This is a genomic window from Bradyrhizobium sp. CAR08 (assembly GCF_052871955.1).
The window spans coordinates 1-17918 of sequence record NZ_JBIXJX010000006.1 but is presented as its reverse complement, the minus strand read 5'-3'; the positions used below and the strand labels follow the sequence as shown (position 1 = coordinate 17918).

Below are 17918 nucleotides of genomic sequence, written 5' to 3'. Positions count from 1 at the left end.
ATAGCATGTTCGCCGGATTCTCGGAGGACGACCAGCGAACGCCGCCTTCTAATCTAAGCGCCCCTGCCATCCTGTCTTCCAATTACGCAGCGCCATGCGGCCAAACGCTCGGCCGGATGCTGGTTCATCCAGTCGGCGAGCTGCGGCGCGCCCATCAGGCAGGACTGCATCGAGACCTCGGCGAAGTCCGAGGTGGTCACAATTTGCTCGTGGCAATTTGCCGGAGAGGAAAGACTGCAGAGGACGGCGATGATTTTGATCATGAGAACTCGCCCTCGTCACCGGTGGTGCCGCGCACTTCGTGACTTGTCAGTGCCTTGTCCTGCTGCTCCGGCGGGAAGATACTGTCGTGGATCGCGCTAGCCTCTCGAATTAGGCGAACTCGCTCGCGCTCAGATTTTGGGACAAACCGAATGACTTCGCCCATATTCGCTCCGAAAAGCTGCCTCGTGAACCAGCTTCGCTATGATATGACCATACTCATTTCATTCAGATGTACCATCTGAGCTCCAACTTTGAAGCCGTGCGGGCGGTTCAATAAAACTGCTCGTGACCGGGGTCGCGCGCCGGACGTTCGAAAGATCGCTTCGATTTCTTCCGAAGACGAGCGATGAAGCAGCCCGTCAGGTCATGCACGCCACTCATCTCAGTTCTTGGCAACCGATCGAGCCGATGCCGTTGGGTTGATCAAGACGCGAACGTTCTCATCCTGCGACTGGTAGTCGTCGGCAAGGGACTTGAGCCGGGCCGCAATCACTGAGTCAATCACCGCTTGAGCCGTGCGGATCAAAGTCCGCCCTGCTTCCAAATACACAGTGCCGCGTTGCGCGCTCCGGAGCGTCATGATGGGCCCGGCCGTTTCTCTGGCAGTTGGTTGAAGGCGATCGGGAGCCAGCTTACCCAATCGCGGTCACTTTCCCTGCGAGCTCTGAAGCGATCGACGCATTTCTTGGAACATAGCCCGGTTCGCCACGAATAGTGCCGGACGAGACCAAACTTGCCGTCACAAACTGCGCATCGCGCGGCTCTGCCAGACTTAGGAGTTTCGGAGCAATAGGGCATCGCAGTCTCCTTCTGGTTTTAGTACAGTTGTTCCTCGATCCTCGTTTTTCCTCATCGCACTTCACAAACTCGTGTGCGTTCCAACACATGCAGCCTAAGACCATCGGGGCCAGCAGCTCAATCGGACATAGGTAATCATCGGGCACCAAAAAGTGGGCACGGAACGATACGAAGGTGTATGGTGTTCGCGTCTAAGTCGACAGCTCCACTTTGATCGATTGCGCTGAAAAACTGCGACGGCCGGAAGGAGGTTGTTCGGCTCCCGATCTCAGTCAGGTGGACAGCGAGTTCGGCGGCGCGCTCGTAGCAACCCGTTGGTTTACAGTTCGACTGCGAGCTGGGCCACCAACCGGCCGCAGCGGCGCGTTCTATCCCGCGGGGCGCTTGTCAGCGGTGGAACGCACATCGCCTAGAGCGTGGCGGGTCGCTCGAAGCATCCGAGCACGAAAAGATGTTCCGGTCGGAAGCGCGCATGCGCTCGAGAATATCCTTGAGCACCTTGAATCGAGCGGTGCGGAACGTTGATCGAAATAACCGCCGAGCTCAGCGGAGCTTGTTAGTTACACACAATTGTTGCGGTTACGCTCGCGGCGAGTTCATTGGTCACTGTGGGACTTAGGGCCATGCCAGACGAAATCCTTCGATGATTTCTATCTTGCATGGCGTTGTTTTCGCGTTTTTTTCAGTGAAGGCAGTCGGTTTCCACGGCGTCATGGTTCAAGACGCGGCGTAAGGCGGCGCTCGTCAGTCGCAAAGTAAGTCCTCATCTGAGGAGCCCGCCTCAAGCGAGCGTCTCGAAGGATGCGCCGCAAGGAAGAATCGCTCTTCAGCCCCGAACCCGCTTCAGCATCTGCTCGACATGGGCGATCGGCGTCTCCGGCTTGATGCCGTGGCCGAGATTGAAGATGAATCGCCCTTGCGCGAAATTCGCCAGCACATTGTCCACCGCGCGGTCGAGCGCGGCGCCGCCTGTGATCAGCACCAGCGGATCGAGATTGCCCTGAACCGCAACCTTGCTCTGGACGCGCTCGCGGATGAAGGCCGGCTCCGCGGTCCAGTCGATGCTGACCGCGTTGACACCGGTCGCCTCGACGAAACCGGGTAGTTGCGCACCGGCGCCGCGCGGAAAGCCGATGATCTTCGCATCCGGCACCTTGGCGCGCACGCCTTCGACGATGCGCCGCGTCGGTTCGACCGACCAGCGCGCGAACTCGGCGGGTGGCAGCACGCCGGCCCAGGTGTCGAAGATCTGCAACACATCGGCGCCTGCGGCGAGCTGCGCCAGCAGATACTCGATTGAATTCTCCACCAGCACGTCGATGATTTTCGCAAAGGCCTCCGGATGCCGGTAGGCCATCATCCGCGCCGGCGCCTGGTCGGGCGTGCCGTGGCCCGCGACCATGTAGGTCGCGACCGTCCACGGGGCGCCGCAGAAGCCGATCAGCGCGATCTTGGGATCGAGCGCGTCGCGCACGATCTTGAGGGCCTCGAACACCGGCGCGAGCTTGCCGAAATCGGCGTGCTTCGCCAGTGTCGCGACCTTGGCGGGGTCATCCAGCGGTTCGAGCCGCGGACCCTCGTCGACCTCGAAGCGCACGGAACGTCCGAGCGCATAGGGGATCACCAGGATGTCGGAGAAGATGATCGCCGCATCGAAGCCGAACCGCCGGATCGGTTGCAGCGTCACCTCGGCGGCAAGCTCCGGGTTGAAGCAGAGATCGAGGAATCCGCCGGCCTTGGCGCGCACCTCGCGATATTCCGGCAAGTAACGGCCGGCCTGCCGCATCATCCAGACCGGCGGAATGAGCTGCCGCTGGCCGGAGAGGACGTCGATGAACGGTTTTGTCGCAGACTGGGGCACGAACGGTCCTGAAGATGGTTGGGGCTCCTGATACACCGCCGCGGTGCGACTATGCCGGGCTTCAACTCGGCTCAGCTTGCCACGTTGAAGAGTAACTCCTTTGACCTTCCAGAACTTCCCTCGCCCGCTTCATGGAATGTCGTGGGTGGATGGGTAAACGTCATCCACGCGCCTATGTAGCCGTTGCGGCCTCCAGAAAGACGTTAACTTCAGTTATCCGCGCGCGAAGCTACATTGTAAGCGCCGGGCCCTGAACCCATCTCACGTTCATTAGGCTGGTGCGATAGCGTTCTCACCGCGCACCCGCGCGGTCAGCCGCATCAGAAGACCAGTTACCGCGATAACTACAAGGTAGACGATGAGCTGCATTTGCGTCGGTTGATCACTATAGCCGATCAGTTTGTGCAAGGCGCGGCCAGGAATGCTGGCTTCGGATAAGATCCAGCCCGAGTCCCACACGACGCTGTCGAGCGACGTTAGCCAGTTCGCCCGCTCCAGGAAGGCGACGGCCTGAGCCGCCATACCGGCCGCCAGGAGGGTGATCAAAACAGTCGTCGTTGCGAACAACGCGCGCGGTGGAATCCGCACCAGGCCCAAATAGGTCAGCAGGCAAACCGCGACCCCGAGCAACAGGCCGAGGCAGCCACCGATGGTAAGGCCCAGGGCCGAGCCGCCTTCGGAGGTCCCGCCCCCATAGAGAAACAGCGCGACCTCGCTGCCTTCGCGCAGCACCGCGACGCCGACCACAGCCGCCAGTGCCCCTAGCGGCTTGCTGCCTTCGGCCACCGCGTGGCCGACCGCGCGCATTTCGAGGGCAATCTCGCGGCCATGGCTCGCCATCCATACATTGTGCCAGGTCAGCTCCGTAGGCACCTGAACTCCGCTCCGCGGTTGCGGGTATTTGGCGACGCTGCCACGAATATGCAAGACACCAGCGGCGCGACCGACTTGTCGGTCCGCCGTGTGTACTTTTCGGCCCGCGGGATTCTTGCAGACGACTGGGCGCATTGGCGCATTTCACCGCTCCGCGCGCTAGTTGGGTTGAACCGGGAGACCGCTGGCGCACTCGGCCGGCGCGGGTCGCGCGCGGCCTGTCGCCGGGCCGAGCGGGCGCACGGCCGCGGGCTCCGCGCGGCCGGTCCCCCCCTAGGGGAACGTCAGGCCGAAAGCAGCCGGATCGAGCTGCTCGCCTTTGCGAGGGACTAAGAAGCGCTCCAGCCCACCCGGCACGAAGCTGAGCAGCAGGATGGCCTGATCGCCGACCACCTCTATTGTATGCGGCACACCGCGGGGAAGAGCCGCGTAGGCGCCCTGCCCCACCTCAATGCGGGCATCGCCGACTCGCGCGATCAGCTGCCCCTCCACAACGAAGAGCAGCTCGTCCTCGTGCGAGTGGGTGTGCAGCGGCGGCTCCTCCCCGGCCCGCACCGTCCACAGGACGGTGCCATATTCGCCTCCAGTCTGGCTGCTCTCCACCTTGATCTCGTGCGTTGAGCCCCCACTCGACGTCACCGTCTCACCGCCGTGGGGCGGCGTAAGAACCGGCTGCTTCACTGCCATTTGTAGCCTCCTGATTGTGGACCCTTTGCTCGGGTCTCGGAGTGGCGGCGTAAGTTGCCGCTCACACTCGTCAGCATGAGATTGCGCGCGGCGTATGGGAAATGACGTCACGCCATGAAGTCGATAGCCGCCCGTTATGGTGACCGGGAGCACGTGAACGTCTCTTCGGGGTCGCGGAGAGTGCCGTTTCAGGCACCCTTGATCCACCTGCGGCAGCTCAATCGTGCAGGGGTTTTCCTTACGCTTGCGGTAGAGGTAGCGCTCCCGCCTCACCGCGAGCTTCATCGCTTTCCGTACACTCGAGCACGCCTTCTGGAGCGGGTTGATGACCGCGCGAGATAGTACAGGGCGATTACCGCACCGCCCCGGACCTCCGGATAGTGCCTGCTGCCCGGATCGGGCGCCGTCCAGCCAGGTCCCTGCCAGCCCTGCATCCTTTCAGCTCCGCGCCCGCGTTCAAGGCCACCACGAGGTTGATCTCGCCATAGGGATGACCGTGATAGTGACCGCGCAGCACGTCGTGGTCGTCCTTGTCCTTGAACCGGCGTGGAGCAGCGCTGTTCTTGTGACCGCCGTGAGGCTGAACTGGAGTGTTTCGGCGGTCGGCTCAAGGATGCGGCTGCGGGAACTGGCACGACGACGTCCAAAAGGGCAGCCGCGTGGGATCGGCGAGCCCACGCCCGCTATCGGCGAAGCTGATGCCAGTAGCTGTCGGGGCCACCGAAAGTCGGCTATCGAGGATGTAGCGGACTAGAAGCTCTCCTTCAGGTTCTCCTTTTGGACCCAAAGCAGTCGTTGCTGGAAATCACCAGTGTTGAATGCTCCACCAAGAGGGCGGCAATGCCGGGCGCCCGGCACATCGTCAAACTGCGATTTTTTCTTCAACTACATGTTTCAGCGGCGTCCCCTCAGCGGACAGGGTCATTCGCAGTTTGAGCTCGCCACTTTTCACTGCCCCGCTACGCACGAGGTTCTCAATTTCACGCTGCGATGTAACTCCGACATGCTTCAGAAATTTACGGATAGCCATATTGAAGCGATCTTCATCGAACTCGGCGGTCATGGCTGTTCTCCTCGTTTGACAGGCGAAGTCTAACACGAGGCGCGCGAAGACCAAATATCCGAGACCAACTCACGTCAGGGCCGACTTCCTCCTCAATCTGATTTCCGGTGGAGGACATGAGCCGATCGCCGCGAGAGAGCACCACGAAGCGCGAGACCGAACGCAAGCAGACCGAAGCGTCTGTATCGTTTGATCTCCTGGCATCCGTTCCTCACTTGGAACGCCACGCTCCACCCCGACCTATCGGCTTTCTATCCTTTTGCTGCACAGGGCGGCGCTCGCGAATGCCTTAACGAAGAACTTCGTGGGGTGAGAAGGAGCGCCCGTCAGCTCTGGCTTACTGACGACGTACTACGCCGCCTTCAACGTACACGGGCTCCAACTCCAGTCGGGTCCCTCGGCTCGCAGCATGAACCGAACTGCTGGTTCGAGTGGAATCCGCCCGAGAGGGACCGCCCGCTTAAAAGGCTCATCCGCAAAGGCCGCCAACTGGGGCGACCTTACTGCAGAATGATAGATTCAACTGTCCGGCAGGGCATGCACCTGTAGGCGTCGTGTTGTTCCAGGTTCGCTGTCCGGAACTGCATCTGCTTGTTGACGCGCCGGGTAGGATTCACACCGCGAGCAGCCGGGCACACAAAGGTTTAGCCGATCAATTAGGAGCGGAGGGAGCGACAATGGTCTTGGATGAGCCGCCAGGCGCGGGCTGCATATCCGGCGGTGTCCCTCCCTGGGGACTTGAAGCCGGCGCGCCGCCTGATCCTGTCGAGTTTGGCCCGGTCCATCCCTGCGGCTGCAGCTGGCCCTTGTAGTCCGGTAGCACAGTCCGTCCAGTACTGTACGTGGAGTCGCTCGGACTTTTGTCTTCAGTTTTCACTTGTGCCACAGCAATGCTGGCAACAAGAGCGATACAGAGCGGTAGGAGTAAGACTGGCATAGTCGATCCACAGGTCGGTTGATGAAATACTTCATTTAGCCACCTGCTACGGCACTCCGGGCGCGCTCGAGAGGCTGGCGGACCTGCATCAAGTGAAAGCAATGCCGACTCGCCGTCTTCAGTGAGCACGTTAGCAGGTCGGGCCGCTGCCGCGAGGGCGAGCGCCAGTGCACCAACTCGTACGCTGGCCCGCTCACACTAGGCATGCAGCTTCATCGTGATCTCCGCTATCGCACGTCCTTGATAACGTGCGCCGGAGAGCTCGTTTTGAGACGGCTTTCGGCTGCCGTCCCCACCAGCGATTGTACTAGCGCCGTAAGGTGAACCACCAGTGACTTCGTCGAGCTTAGTCTGACCCACAAACCCATAATTCAGGCCGACAACCGTCATTCCGAAGTGCAGCAAGTTGGTGATGATCGAGAACAAAGTGGTCTCCTGCCCCCCATGCTGGGTTGCGGTCGAGGTGAAAGCGCCGCCAACCTTTCCGTGGAGCGCACCTCGAGCCCAGAGACCACCCGCTTGGTCGAGAAAATTCGCCATCTGAGACGTCATGCGGCCAAAGCGGGTGCCAGTGCCGACGACGATCGCGTCATAGTCCGCCAGATCCTCGATATTCGCTACAGGCGCAGCCTGATCGAGCTTGTAATTCGACGCCTTTGCAAGGTTGGGCGACACCAATTCTGGGACGCGCTTGATGTCTACCGTGACCCCCGCCTCGCGTGCCCCCTCGGCGACAGCATTCGCCAGAGTTTCGATGTGGCCATAAGCCGAATAGTAGAGAACCAGGACCTTCGTCATGTTCGCTTCCTGAAGTTTTGCAGATGGGTAGATGGTGCGACCGTGAAGCACCGTTCGAAGAGAAGTTGATCGTATCTCATGTAGAGCATTTCGCGTCTTCGTTGGCTCGAGTTAGCCGGCGACCATCAGGGCAAAAATCGAAGCTTCCAGCACGGTCCGCAGCTAACCTTATCTCGGCCCTTTGATGAAGGAGCTGGAGAGTTCATTCACAGCAGCGGTTTGTTTTAATGGCTGCTGATTGCGGCCGGAACTGAAACGATTTCAATAGCCAGATGCAATCCGTTCATTGAAGGGCTTGGAAGCTGCCCACAATTTTGGGATACGGCATCAGTTCAGCTTGCGCCGCAGCTTTGAGCCGCTTCGGCGCAGACGGGGCGACCTCAAGGATATCACTGATCATACGCCCCAGCACACTCGTTTTGACGATCACAGCCTCGCCCGAATGACACGCTCGATCTTCCCCAGAGTTTCTTCAAGTCAATTTTGTACCAAGGGGCATCCTCCCTCGTCCATTGGGCGGAATGCCTCTTCTTTCGGAATGGTGGCCAGGAGTTTGTAGTAGTCGAACGCGTATTTGGAGTCTTCGGGCGATTTTACCCGAAACAAATACATGTCTCGCACGAGCCGACCGTCTCGACGGATCTTCCCGCCTTTTGTCATTAGGTCATTAACTGGCATCTCACGCATCTTCGCCGCAACCGCGGGACCGTCCAGAGTCCCTGCAGCGCCAGCGGCCTTTAGGTAGTGCATGACGGCACCGTAAGTGCCAGCATGGATCATCGTGGGTACCTTGTGTGTGCGGGCGATGAAACGCTTGGACCAAGCCCGCGCCTCGTCGGTCATGTCCCAATAGAAGGCCGAACTCAACAAAAGGCCTTGAGCGCTCTGCAGACCGAGGTTGTGGACGTCTGCAATGAAGACGATCAGCCCGGCAAGTCTTTGCGAACCGAATATGCCGAACTCATGGGCTTGCTTTACAGCGTTTATGAAGTCGCCGTGCTTGCCGTATCCGCCATCTCGTTGTTGGTCGCAAACCATGTTGTTCGGCGACGAGACGTTCTGTGGCAGGTGCGAAAGAATAATCGAGAAGGTCGTCAGGCTCTTCCTTCATGAATAGACGCCCCTTCCCAATCTCCTTCAGAAGCCGCGCCCGCAGTTCGAGCGTGACGTCGGGCGGCTCAACCTCGCAGACGATCAACGACCTTGGCTCGCGATCCAGCGGAGATGCGCGGAACTTTGATCGCCCGAGAGCGGCGGCCATTGCGATCCTTAGATCCCTCAACTCGTATGGGTCGTGAAGGCCGCGCAACAATTTCGATGCCTTGTCGGAATACGGCAACTGCCTCAGGCCTCACCTGCGCAGAACGACTTCGCTTCACGGCACCAAGCCGGTAAGAAAAGACGCGCGCGGGATCGAATGCGCTGAGTTTTACACCTCACCTCGGGATCAGCATCAGTACGGATCAATACGGTCCAAAGGTCGGAACCCGCGTCGACACAGACGTTGTGATCAGTTCAGAAACTTCACAGCGAGACGACGCTCATCACGCCATACAACGGAGCAATCGATATTCAAGCCCGCACTTGGAACGCGCAGCCCAAATGCCGCGGGCACGATAGGCGCGTTATCGATTTGGACGATCGCAGAGGAATCCGTGAGGTGGCGGACCTTGCATCGCACAGGACTGCCGTCGACCAATATCTGCGCAGCATAGATGCGACGTCGCCGCTCCTTCGCCACGTCTCGCAGTCTCCCCCGCTCTACCGCGCCAGAGATATTGATCGGCGATTCCAGTCTCAAATGAGGCTGGACCATGGTTTCATTGCTAGGCTACGCGTCTTCTCTCCATCGCAGCCAGAGCCTCAAGACCAGGTCCCGCGCTGCCGGCGCCATCTCGCTCACGCCTTAGGCCGACAACTCTGTACCGTCGAAGGCCTTATTGGCGATCCATTTGCTCGAGAGCCCAACGGCCCATGGCGAGTTCAGTTCTTATGGCGCTGGCGTCACGAGCGATCTCCATTGTGCTTCGAGACTTCGAGGCGCCTGTTCTGCAAGCAGGTCTCGCTTCGCTATTTTTTCGGTGCGGAGCCGTCCTTTAGGGAGGCATTGTAGTCGGCCTGCGAACTGTTGATGTTTGATTGATCGCTGGGTGTACTGCTTCCGGTTGTCGTTCCTGCCGTGCTGGTTGTCTCCCCCGGCGCATGAGAGGCCGCGCCAGGCTTGTCCTGATTGGCGACATATCCAGCTTCACCGGAGTTGCGGGTCTTTATGTCTTTGTCGGCTTCAGTTTGCACGTTTTGGTTCACACCGGCCTGAGACGTCGCGCCCGTTTGCTGCGCGGCAGCGGGTATCGAAATGAGTGGCAACGCGGCAACAAATGCCAAGGAAAGCTTTCGCATGGCTGTTCTCCATCTAAACCCTGCCGCTCCATCAACGTGCGCATCTCCGAACATTTCCGCGAAACTGCTGAAAACTTGTGACTGCAACGTTGGCACGTTTCAAACAGGGCACGACATGTCGCGTTAGCGTACGGTGGTCATAGGCGCTGTGACCGCCCTCGTTCTTCACCATGTCTTCGCGGGCTATAGGTAGTTCCCCAGTGAGCGGACAACCTCAGACAGGCGGGCTCAAACGGACCAAGGCTGGAAGTGCAATGTGGTAAGCGGCACCGGGCCGCCTCTCGCGCGTTCACCTATCTGGGGACCGTTCACTGTGCATTCATGGTCTGCGAGATTTCATTGATCCAGATCAAGTACTACGAACGCGCCTGGCATCTACCGCCTAAAAGGGCAGGATGCGAGTTGACCTGGTCTGCGAGGGCATCGAGACGGCCAAGGAGAAGGCCAAGCAGTTGGTCAGCGGTCGGGATGTGGAGCTATGGGACGGGGACCGGAAGGTAGCAACTTTCGGTCCCGAAGCCCGAGCCCGGCGCTCAGCGGGCGCCTCAGGTGCCGCCTATCGCCGGAATGAATGCTCGATCTGCCCGAATAGCCAAGGCCGCGTCCGTATAGCGCCCGTAAGACAGCTGCTGGTCTGTGAGACTAGCCGCCGCCAGTACAAGAGCAGCTATGGTCACGCCCTTGATCATCGGAAGAACGGGAGCCTTGCCGAGTAAAAGAGTCGCTAAATGGTAGCGCAGGCTCAACTCACTTTGCCCGACCAGCCTAGGTAAACGATTTCTGTATTTGGCCCCCAAATTGTGCCGCGACTTTCCGCGACAGCTTTATCGATCTGTAAGAAAAGCTGGCTTAACACCCGTCCCCATGGAAAAGCGAACCGCTCGCCGTCGACGTGTATTCAAGTCTGCACTCATCGAGTTTCCCGCGGTGTGGCGGTCGGAAGGACGCATCGGAGCTGCGTTTTGCTGATCATCGCCCTGGTGCTGGCACTTGGCCCGCGCGGGCTAGAAGGCACGCTCAGGGACGCCCGTGATCCCGGCTTCGCGGTGCCTAGAGATCGTCGTGCCGGCCGGAACCCCAGATGTCGCGGGCCGGTTGACTTATCACAATCGCTAAATCAGGGTCCTGCTCGCCGGCACGGGGCGGGGCTAAGTAATGACCGACCAGAAGAACTACAATGAGCGCTATTTCCTGCGTTTGCTCCAACATGGCCCGTTTGAGCGGCGGCCGCGTGGAGGCTGGCGCTTCGGTGTCAAGGTAATCAGCGACGGCATCGTTGAGCGGCTCCTCGCCGGTGGCCACACCGAGATTGCCGGCTCGCAATTGAGGCTGAAGCCGCTGGCAAGCTTAGCTCTAACCTGCTGAGCGGATCGAGCCGAGCGACCACCTCGCCGTGATACTGCTGGCGGACTACCTGACGCGCGAGCGTGACGCGGCCACGCACGAATCGACTGGCTGATCCGCATTCTCGATGACGACCACCGGAACTTTGGCGAGAATGGGAACACTATTGGGAGCCGCAAGGTTCTCCTTCCTCTTAGCGGCTAATGGAACGAGGAGCTTCTTCCATGGCTACCCAGATCGTTATGGACCACACAGGCGACAGCAGACATTACTTTGAACAAACTGATCCGAAGGGCCTCGCCCAGGCTGAACGTCAGTTTAGGCAGCTTTCTGATCAGGGATTTACTGCCTCGACGCGAAAGGCGGGCAGTGAAACTGAAGATCACACGCTCGGTTGATCCCACCGCGGATGAGACAATATTCTATCCGCTTCTCGTCGGCGGCTAAGCTATCGCGATGCGACAATGTTTCCGTTCAGACGCAGCGACGCTGACAGAACGCGCTTCCTGCCCTCCGTGAGCTTTATCGGAGCTTCACCGAGCAAAATGGCCCGGAGGCGCGCTCGCGGCGTCTGCTGCGGGATTGGTTATCTCCAGAGCAGCGCGCGCAATTCGATGCCAACAACTATTTCGAAGTCACCGGTTCTCACACCGGCAGGCGATATCGAGTTCAATATGGTACCCTGAGCAATGTTGTAGAGCTCGACGCATCCGGGCAGCCCGCGATCGGCTGGTGTTTCGTTCCTGATCGCGCTCTGGCGGCTGGGGATGTGATGTTCGCTCAGAAGATCGCGCTCGAAACCGACGAAGCCGCAGTGCTCGCGCTTGCCCACCGGTTTTCTCCGAGACTGCCATCTCTGCCCCGAGTAGTGCGGCGTGCTTACTAGGCCGACATGGGCGGGGCCGCCGACCGAGAGGACGGCGACCCCTCGCCGCGAAGGCGCCAATACGCGAAACGAGGACGAGTTCGCGACTGCATCCAGCATCTGCGCTGGGCCGGATCGGCGCAAGAACGTCCGTGCGTTAGTGTTACTTGAGCCGCGGCTTCGTGGATCGGCCTCGTGAGACGATTTCGTCAACAGTTCGCAGCATCCGAGCGAATTCAGACTGAAGATGTCGAGCCTGCGCCGCATCTATTGGCTCTGAGAGAAAAGCAATCTTCACGAGGAAACGGTTCAATCGCGATGAGACGAGAAGATTGTCAGAGTGTTGCGAGCGCAAGTTCGTGATCTGGCGTCGTATCTCAACCAGATCGAACGGGTCACCGTCGGGCTTATTTGCCAAATGAAGCTCGTAGCGTTGCGACGGGAAAACAAGGCCGCCGCGCCGATTATCTTGGCGCGACGACCTCGCCATGGTGAACCCGGACGGGTGCAATGTCCGGTGCAGAGACGCTAACGCTCAGCAGCTCCGGTGCAATCGAAACCGCGGGTTAAGCTTGATGTCGCTGCGGGGAGTTAAATCTGGAACAAGCGGCGGCAGCATGCGCGTCCAGTTCGGCGCCCTTGTCCAGAGACGTCACGGCGACGCGGTCAAGGTCCGGGCTTAGCGCTTTGGCGCGGGTTGCGTCGCGGGCGACGGACGCAATGGAACATCCAGCCTTGGCGCCTGTGTCTGCCGTGAACCGCTCCGGCTTCAAGTTCTCAACTTTAGAACTTGATCCGCGCCGTGCGCCGCCGTGCTTTGTCTCGGATGCACAGCTTCATAACCCGCCTTCCGCTTCGCCCGTTGCCCTACTGTTCAGGATTTCCTATGTCAAACGCGCCGAGACGATATTCTTCACCAACTGACTGCTCATCCGCCGTTTTCGTGACCAAGGTAAACGCCGCGTCCGGATAACGTGCCCACACATCGAGGTCGTCAGACGTGACGGTGAGATGACCGAAATAGCACTTATATCGACCCGGCGCCGTCACCCGTCCGATTTTGTCCCAGTTGATTTTGTTAACGCGCATCGCTAGGCTCACTCGTTCTCAGGCACCGAACCGGGCGGAGGTTTAAGTTCTCCGAGACCGGCTTCGATCACAGCCAGCTCGTCCTGGATTACCCTGACCGCGTTTTCGGGGTTGATGCCTGATGCAGCCTGCAATTCAGCCAGCACCTTGCGCCGATGCGCTAGCAACTCCGTCAGCGCGCGACGGTCCCGCACCTTGACGTAGCTAGCGACGATCAATTCCATAGCCTGTGACACGTTCGTCGTTTCCCACCGGTTTGCGCCTATCGGGGGCGGCTAAGTTCTGTCAGGCCGGCCTCGGTCAAACGAAATTCGACACCTTTGCAGGTTGAGCGTCGCTCCATCCATCCGTTTCGTAGAAGGGCGAGCTTTGTTCCGGGGTGATCGGTAAGCTTCGAAGACGACACCCAATCGCGGTCACGAAGAGCATCGAGCATTTGCCGGTGATGCTGATTGAAGAACGGCCTCCGCCTTTCGTGGTGACCGACGTCTTGACCTATCGTTTCATGCGGGCGTTTGGCTTCCATGGCCGTTTGTTGCCATTGCATCATTTACGATCAGTTACTGATCGGAACGACGGCAATCTTTTCTAAATGGTTCATGGATATTGTTCTGCGGCATGGATCACGAAGGCGCATCTGATTGGTTCGTTCCGGCTCTCAGGCGAAGCTACGCTCGTCTGGCAGCGTGGATGACGCGCGGTAATCGCGTGCCAGAGACCAGCCGCTTGCCGGCGCCGCCGCGCTCGGAGCAGCCAACTCGGTTTCCCGACCCACCGCGGCTCCCGGCGCCGCCGCGCACTTAGGCGTTGGGGGCGTCGCGCCTGACGAACAATCGCGCATCGAGGCGTCCATGGTTGCCGGACGAAGAGGCGGAATTGCTCTCGCACTTTGGCGCAGGTGCCCACAGCTGAGGAGGTCGGCGGACGCCTAGGTCGCACCCGGCAAGCGGTTTACGCTCGCTTGCAGCGCTTTCAAAAGCAGCGGGGGCGAACGAGTAGGAAGAGTGGGAAATTCTTTGCTCAGTTACTAGACTGATCGCGCGGCGGCGATGGAGTTCGACCGCTCTATCCTCGGGCTTGCCGCTTGGCGTAGGGCCGCTCGTTGAGCAGTTTCATTCGGGTAGTGCGGCATTGCGCTTCGAGACCTGAAGAGCCATTGCCGCTCCCAAATGTGAAAAATGGCCGGCGGGCATCACTGCCGCCGGCCATCGCTCGCGCTACCGTGGGCTGGCGGGCTGATCGGAGCGATAATCGCAAGGCTGCCGAACGAGGATTAAGAACCCGCTAACCAATTCAGGCAGGCTCTGGACCATTCAACGGCGAGAAATCGGCGAACTGCGCAGCTATCGCCCGCGCCGCCTCCGGCTAGGCCGCCAGACGCGTGGTGGAGGGCGGCCGAGAATACGAAGGGAAAAGGTCATCCTCGATCAAGACCGTGCCTTCACAAGTTAGACTTGAGCACTTCCAGTGCAGGCGGCTTCCGTGCGGTCCCGTGGACGAGATCATGGCGACCATTGCTTCGTCGCACTGGAGCTGCGCTTGCCGATGGGAGCCGGCGCGGCGCCGACGTGCGGCCGGATTTCGACCCGCCTACCGTCAACTATGGCGGTCTCAATCGGATGATGTTGGATGAGTTGGTTGGATGGGGTGGACACGTTTCTCGGACCTGCGCACGGTAGGCCTTGTCGAAATAGTCCAAGGCGAGGATATGCATGGCTCTCGCTTTTTTAAAGTCGGGTTCTGACAGTGCCATCCGGGACGCAATTTCGGCTTGCTTCAAATAGTACTCAGCGCTCGCCACGATGATTCCTCCCAACAACGCCCCTTAACGCCCCAATTGCAAGTTGTTCCCGCGATAAATTTCCGCGGTGCGGGCTTACCCATCCGCGAGCAGTGTTAGGGAGTCGTCGGCGCACAGTATGGAAGTAGGCCGAAAGCAATTAAGACTTCGCGGCGATGCTCCGCTTCGGGTGCGGTCTTTGCTGCTTTTTCCCAAACTCGGTTACGAGCCCTTAGTCGATTTCATATTAGGAACGACGAAAACGATCTGAGTACCGGCAATGACAAAAGAAACGGAACAGGAGGGGCGACGCGTCACCTTCGAGCATGCGCTCCCCGCGCATATGATGGCGATCGACGGCACTGGCGACGCTCCTGCACCATCAAGGATGTGTCAGAAACCAGCGCGACACTTGGAGTTGAAACGTCAATCGAAGGGTTGGCTCTGGCAGAGTTCTTCTTGCTGCTTTCCTGCACGGGCCTTGCCTATCCTCGTTGTCAGCTCGACCGGGTCAACGGCGAGGAGATTTCGGTAAGCTTCCTGCGGCAAAGAGCAAAGGGGAATAAGACACGGGCGCGATCGACCGCAGCCACGTAAATATTGGTTCCCGGCGGGAACTTTTTCCTTCTGTCCACTTTGTTACGTCCGGGCAGAGCGAGGATGGAAGGGGGAGTTCGTGGAATTACCGACTGTACTTGTCGTCGAGGACGATGAAGCAGTTCAAGGTGTGGTCGCGGACGTGTTGAACGAGGGCGGCTTCGAGCCGGCTACTGCGCGAACGGGTGAGGAAGCGGTTACTCTGCTGAAGGGGCGTCAGACCAACTACAGCGCGCTCGTCACAGACATCAATTTACTGGGTCGAGTTAGCGGCTGGGACGTCGCGCGTGCGGCTCGTCAAGTCGATCCGAACTTCCCTGTGGTCTACATGACCGGCGCCGCTGCTGACGAGTGGGCCATCCTGGGCGTGCCGAACAGCCTCCTTCTTCGGAAGCCCTTCGCGCCCGCGCAGATAGTGACAGCGGTCTCTCAGCTTCTGAATGTCGGCTCCCAATCGGCTTCCGGCAACTGAGAGCCCACCGTGGACCGCCCAGCATCGATACTCGTGGTCGAAGATGAAGCATTAATTCGGATGATGTTTGTCGAAATGATCGAGGAGCTTGGACACAGAGTTGTCGCCGAAGCCGGACCATCTGGATCAGGCCCGGTCGCTCGCCGAAACTGAGCAATACGATCTTGCCATTCTCGACATCAATTTGCAGGGCTCAAATGTTAGGCCAGTAGCGGAGGCAATCACGGCCCGCGGACGACCGTTCTTTTTTCTGAGCGGCTATGGCTCCGGTGGGGTGCCGGAGCAATTCAAGGGCAGGCCCGTGTTGCATAAGCCGTGCACGATCGAAATGCTAAGCCGGACTATCGACGCGATCTGGCTGAATCGGCAGCCTGATGAGGCTCAAGACAAAAGCGGCTAAGCCTTGTGAATGCACCGAGCCCAGAGGCGGCTTGCCGCCTAGGCCGTTGCGGGCACGAGGTTCGGTGTGGTTTTCATGCCGGGCCTCGATTTTCGTCTGCTGCTCGGCCCGCGCGGAAGCACTGGTGGTCCGCTAGACTGTATGTCCCCCCACAAAATGAGGCGACTCACCCTCGATGTTGCGACGAGGGTTGCCCGGATGGACCGGGTAGAGCCTCAAACAAGGAGGGCGAGTCGTGGGTCATCATACCGAGGTCTTTGTCGGAATCGATACGTCAAAATCGCGCAATGCTATAGCCATTGCCGATGGCGGCCGTGGCGGCGAGGTACGATATCTCGGGGAGTTTCCTGCCACGGAGGCAGCGATCCGAAAGCTGGTGGCAAAGCTTGCAGCGAAATGCTGTCAGTTGACGTTTTGCTACGAAGCAGGGCCAACAGGATACGGTCTCTACAGACTGCTCAAGAGCCTCGGCCATGACTGCCTGGTGGTGGCCCCCTCGCTCGTTCCGAAGAAGGCCGGCGATCGAGTGAAGACGAACCGGCGCGATGCGGTAAGCCTCGCCAAGCTGTTGCGCGCGGACGAGCTCACGGCGGTATGGGTGCCGGACGAGCGCCATGAGGCTATGCGCGATCTCTCGCGCGCCCGTCAAGCAGTGAAGAAGGACCTCCAGGGCAAGCGTCAACAGATCTCGTCATTGATGCTGCGGCTGGGACGCATCTATCCGGGCAAGACAACGTGGGGACCAGCCCACATGAGATGGCTCATGTCGCAGAAGCTCGAGCATCGCGAGCAGCGCATCGCATTCGAAGAGTTACTTGAGGGGGTACGCCAGGAAAGTGAGCGGCTGGAGCGTTTGGAAGATGCCATCCGCGAGGTAGTACCCGAGTGGTCGCTCGCCGAGGTTGTGTCGGCCCTGCAGGCGGTGCGCGGGATTGATCTCATTGCGGCTGTGGGGGTGCTGGCTGAGATCGGTGATCTATCCCGCTTTCAAAATCCGCGCGAGCTGATGGGCTATCTGGGTCTGGTGCCCACAGAAAACTCGACTGGCGACCAAGTCAAGCGAGGCGGCATCACCAAAGCCGGTAATGGGCGGGCGCGACGTATTCTTGTAGAGGCGGCCTGGAGCTATCGATATCCGCCGCGCGTGAGCCGAGACAAGCAGACAAAGGTGGAGGCCGCACCGAGAGTCGCGCGCGAGATTGCGTGGAAAGCGCAAACCAGGCTGTGCGGGCGCTTCCGCTCACTCGAGCGGAAGGGCAAGCGGCGAACCGTAATCGTCACGGCGATTGCCCGAGAGCTATCCGCCTTCATTTGGGCGATCAATCGCGAGCTCATGCCACCTCGACAGGCGTGACATCGTTGGGGGCTGTGGACCGCTCGAGTCGTGAGGTGCGCTCGACCGGCCTGCGGATTCCGACGAAGTCGCCCAGGCGTACCGATATGAAGTCGCCCGTGGATTCCGAGACGATGTCGCCCACCTTTCCGATTTGATCTCGCCCAGCGGCGAGGCGTTCTGGCCGGCTGGTTCTCTGGCATCGGTCAAGCCGCGTGGTCAATCTGGAATCGCGACTTCAACCTGTTTTTCTTCTTCTGCAGTTGCTGTGGGCATGTGGGCAACGCGATTGCGTTGTCCAAGCGCAGCGGCATGTCCACAGCGCCACGGGCTCAGGTCTTTCGGGCGGATTGCCGG

16 protein-coding genes and 2 pseudogenes are annotated in these 17918 nt (G+C 59.7%); 5 read left to right on the top strand and 13 right to left on the bottom strand.

The annotated features are described in order from the left end of the window. Nucleotides 1–53: 53 nt before the first annotated feature. From ACIPUD_RS14325 to ACIPUD_RS14280, 10 genes and pseudogenes are all read right to left on the bottom strand, one after another. Nucleotides 54–263 (bottom strand): hypothetical protein, encoded by a 210-nt coding sequence (locus ACIPUD_RS14325; protein ID WP_354167187.1) that lies wholly within the window; start codon nucleotides 261–263, stop codon nucleotides 54–56. After that, nucleotides 260–427, bottom strand: coding sequence for a hypothetical protein (locus tag ACIPUD_RS14320; RefSeq protein WP_446480881.1), 168 nt, complete (start codon nucleotides 425–427; stop codon nucleotides 260–262). The genes ACIPUD_RS14325 and ACIPUD_RS14320 overlap by 4 nt, the downstream gene beginning before the upstream one ends. 1461 nt (nucleotides 428–1888) lie before the next feature. Continuing rightward, nucleotides 1889–2923: a uroporphyrinogen decarboxylase gene (hemE, locus tag ACIPUD_RS14315; RefSeq protein WP_446480880.1), complete on the bottom strand. Its 1035-nt coding sequence runs from the start codon at nucleotides 2921–2923 to the stop codon at nucleotides 1889–1891. Between the two features lie 270 nt (nucleotides 2924–3193). Then, nucleotides 3194–3931 (bottom strand): FTR1 family protein, encoded by a 738-nt coding sequence (locus tag ACIPUD_RS14310; RefSeq protein WP_446480879.1) that lies wholly within the window; start codon nucleotides 3929–3931, stop codon nucleotides 3194–3196. Nucleotides 3932–4069: 138 nt separating this feature from the next. Further along, on the bottom strand, nucleotides 4070–4483 hold the full coding sequence (locus ACIPUD_RS14305; RefSeq protein ID WP_009859413.1) for a cupin domain-containing protein: 414 nt from the start codon (nucleotides 4481–4483) through the stop codon (nucleotides 4070–4072). A gap of 281 nt (nucleotides 4484–4764) precedes the next feature. Then, nucleotides 4765–5107: pseudogene (locus ACIPUD_RS14300) on the bottom strand (4-hydroxylaminobenzoate lyase); the annotation flags it as partial. A gap of 238 nt (nucleotides 5108–5345) precedes the next feature. Continuing rightward, a complete protein-coding gene (locus ACIPUD_RS14295; protein WP_446480878.1) occupies nucleotides 5346–5546 on the bottom strand; it encodes a DUF6494 family protein in 201 nt (66 codons plus the stop codon). A gap of 1135 nt (nucleotides 5547–6681) precedes the next feature. Then, nucleotides 6682–7281 (bottom strand): NAD(P)H:quinone oxidoreductase, encoded by a 600-nt coding sequence (gene wrbA / locus ACIPUD_RS14290; protein ID WP_446480877.1) that lies wholly within the window; start codon nucleotides 7279–7281, stop codon nucleotides 6682–6684. 477 nt (nucleotides 7282–7758) lie between these two features. Next, nucleotides 7759–8319 (bottom strand): ABC transporter substrate-binding protein, encoded by a 561-nt coding sequence (locus ACIPUD_RS14285; protein WP_446480876.1) that lies wholly within the window; start codon nucleotides 8317–8319, stop codon nucleotides 7759–7761. A 1032-nt stretch (nucleotides 8320–9351) separates the two neighbouring features. Next, nucleotides 9352–9681 carry a hypothetical protein gene (locus ACIPUD_RS14280; protein WP_446480875.1) on the bottom strand — a complete coding sequence of 110 codons (330 nt, stop codon included), beginning with the start codon at nucleotides 9679–9681 and terminating at the stop codon, nucleotides 9352–9354. Between the two features lie 1155 nt (nucleotides 9682–10836). On the opposite strand from ACIPUD_RS14280, the gene ACIPUD_RS14275 reads away from it, so the two are divergent. Both ACIPUD_RS14275 and ACIPUD_RS14270 read left to right on the top strand, forming a co-directional pair. Beyond that, the gene (locus tag ACIPUD_RS14275) at nucleotides 10837–11046 is read left to right on the top strand and encodes a hypothetical protein (RefSeq protein ID WP_446480874.1); all 210 of its coding nucleotides are present in this window, start codon (nucleotides 10837–10839) and stop codon (nucleotides 11044–11046) included. A 203-nt stretch (nucleotides 11047–11249) separates the two neighbouring features. Then, a pseudogene (locus ACIPUD_RS14270) lies at nucleotides 11250–11472 on the top strand (hypothetical protein). Nucleotides 11473–11611: 139 nt separating this feature from the next. On the opposite strand, the gene ACIPUD_RS14265 reads toward ACIPUD_RS14270, so the two are convergent. From ACIPUD_RS14265 to ACIPUD_RS14255, 3 genes are all read right to left on the bottom strand, one after another. Then, complete coding sequence (locus tag ACIPUD_RS14265) at nucleotides 11612–11857, bottom strand: hypothetical protein (RefSeq protein WP_446480873.1); 246 nt, start codon at nucleotides 11855–11857, stop codon at nucleotides 11612–11614. A 900-nt stretch (nucleotides 11858–12757) separates the two neighbouring features. Then, nucleotides 12758–12979, bottom strand: coding sequence for a hypothetical protein (locus tag ACIPUD_RS14260; RefSeq protein ID WP_446480872.1), 222 nt, complete (start codon nucleotides 12977–12979; stop codon nucleotides 12758–12760). A gap of 8 nt (nucleotides 12980–12987) precedes the next feature. Then, nucleotides 12988–13203 (bottom strand): hypothetical protein, encoded by a 216-nt coding sequence (locus ACIPUD_RS14255; protein ID WP_446480871.1) that lies wholly within the window; start codon nucleotides 13201–13203, stop codon nucleotides 12988–12990. A 2232-nt stretch (nucleotides 13204–15435) separates the two neighbouring features. On the opposite strand from ACIPUD_RS14255, the gene ACIPUD_RS14250 reads away from it, so the two are divergent. The 3 genes from ACIPUD_RS14250 to ACIPUD_RS14240 all read left to right on the top strand — a co-directional run bounded on the left by ACIPUD_RS14250 (nucleotide 15436) and on the right by ACIPUD_RS14240 (nucleotide 17582). Then, entirely contained in the window at nucleotides 15436–15828 is a 393-nt protein-coding gene (locus ACIPUD_RS14250) for a response regulator (protein ID WP_446480870.1), read from the top strand. A 100-nt stretch (nucleotides 15829–15928) separates the two neighbouring features. Then, nucleotides 15929–16228, top strand: a complete 300-nt coding sequence (locus ACIPUD_RS14245) for a hypothetical protein (protein ID WP_446480869.1) — start codon at nucleotides 15929–15931, stop codon at nucleotides 16226–16228. A 235-nt stretch (nucleotides 16229–16463) separates the two neighbouring features. After that, nucleotides 16464–17582 carry an IS110 family transposase gene (locus ACIPUD_RS14240; RefSeq protein ID WP_446480868.1) on the top strand — a complete coding sequence of 373 codons (1119 nt, stop codon included), beginning with the start codon at nucleotides 16464–16466 and terminating at the stop codon, nucleotides 17580–17582. The last annotated feature ends 336 nt before the right edge of the window (nucleotides 17583–17918 follow it).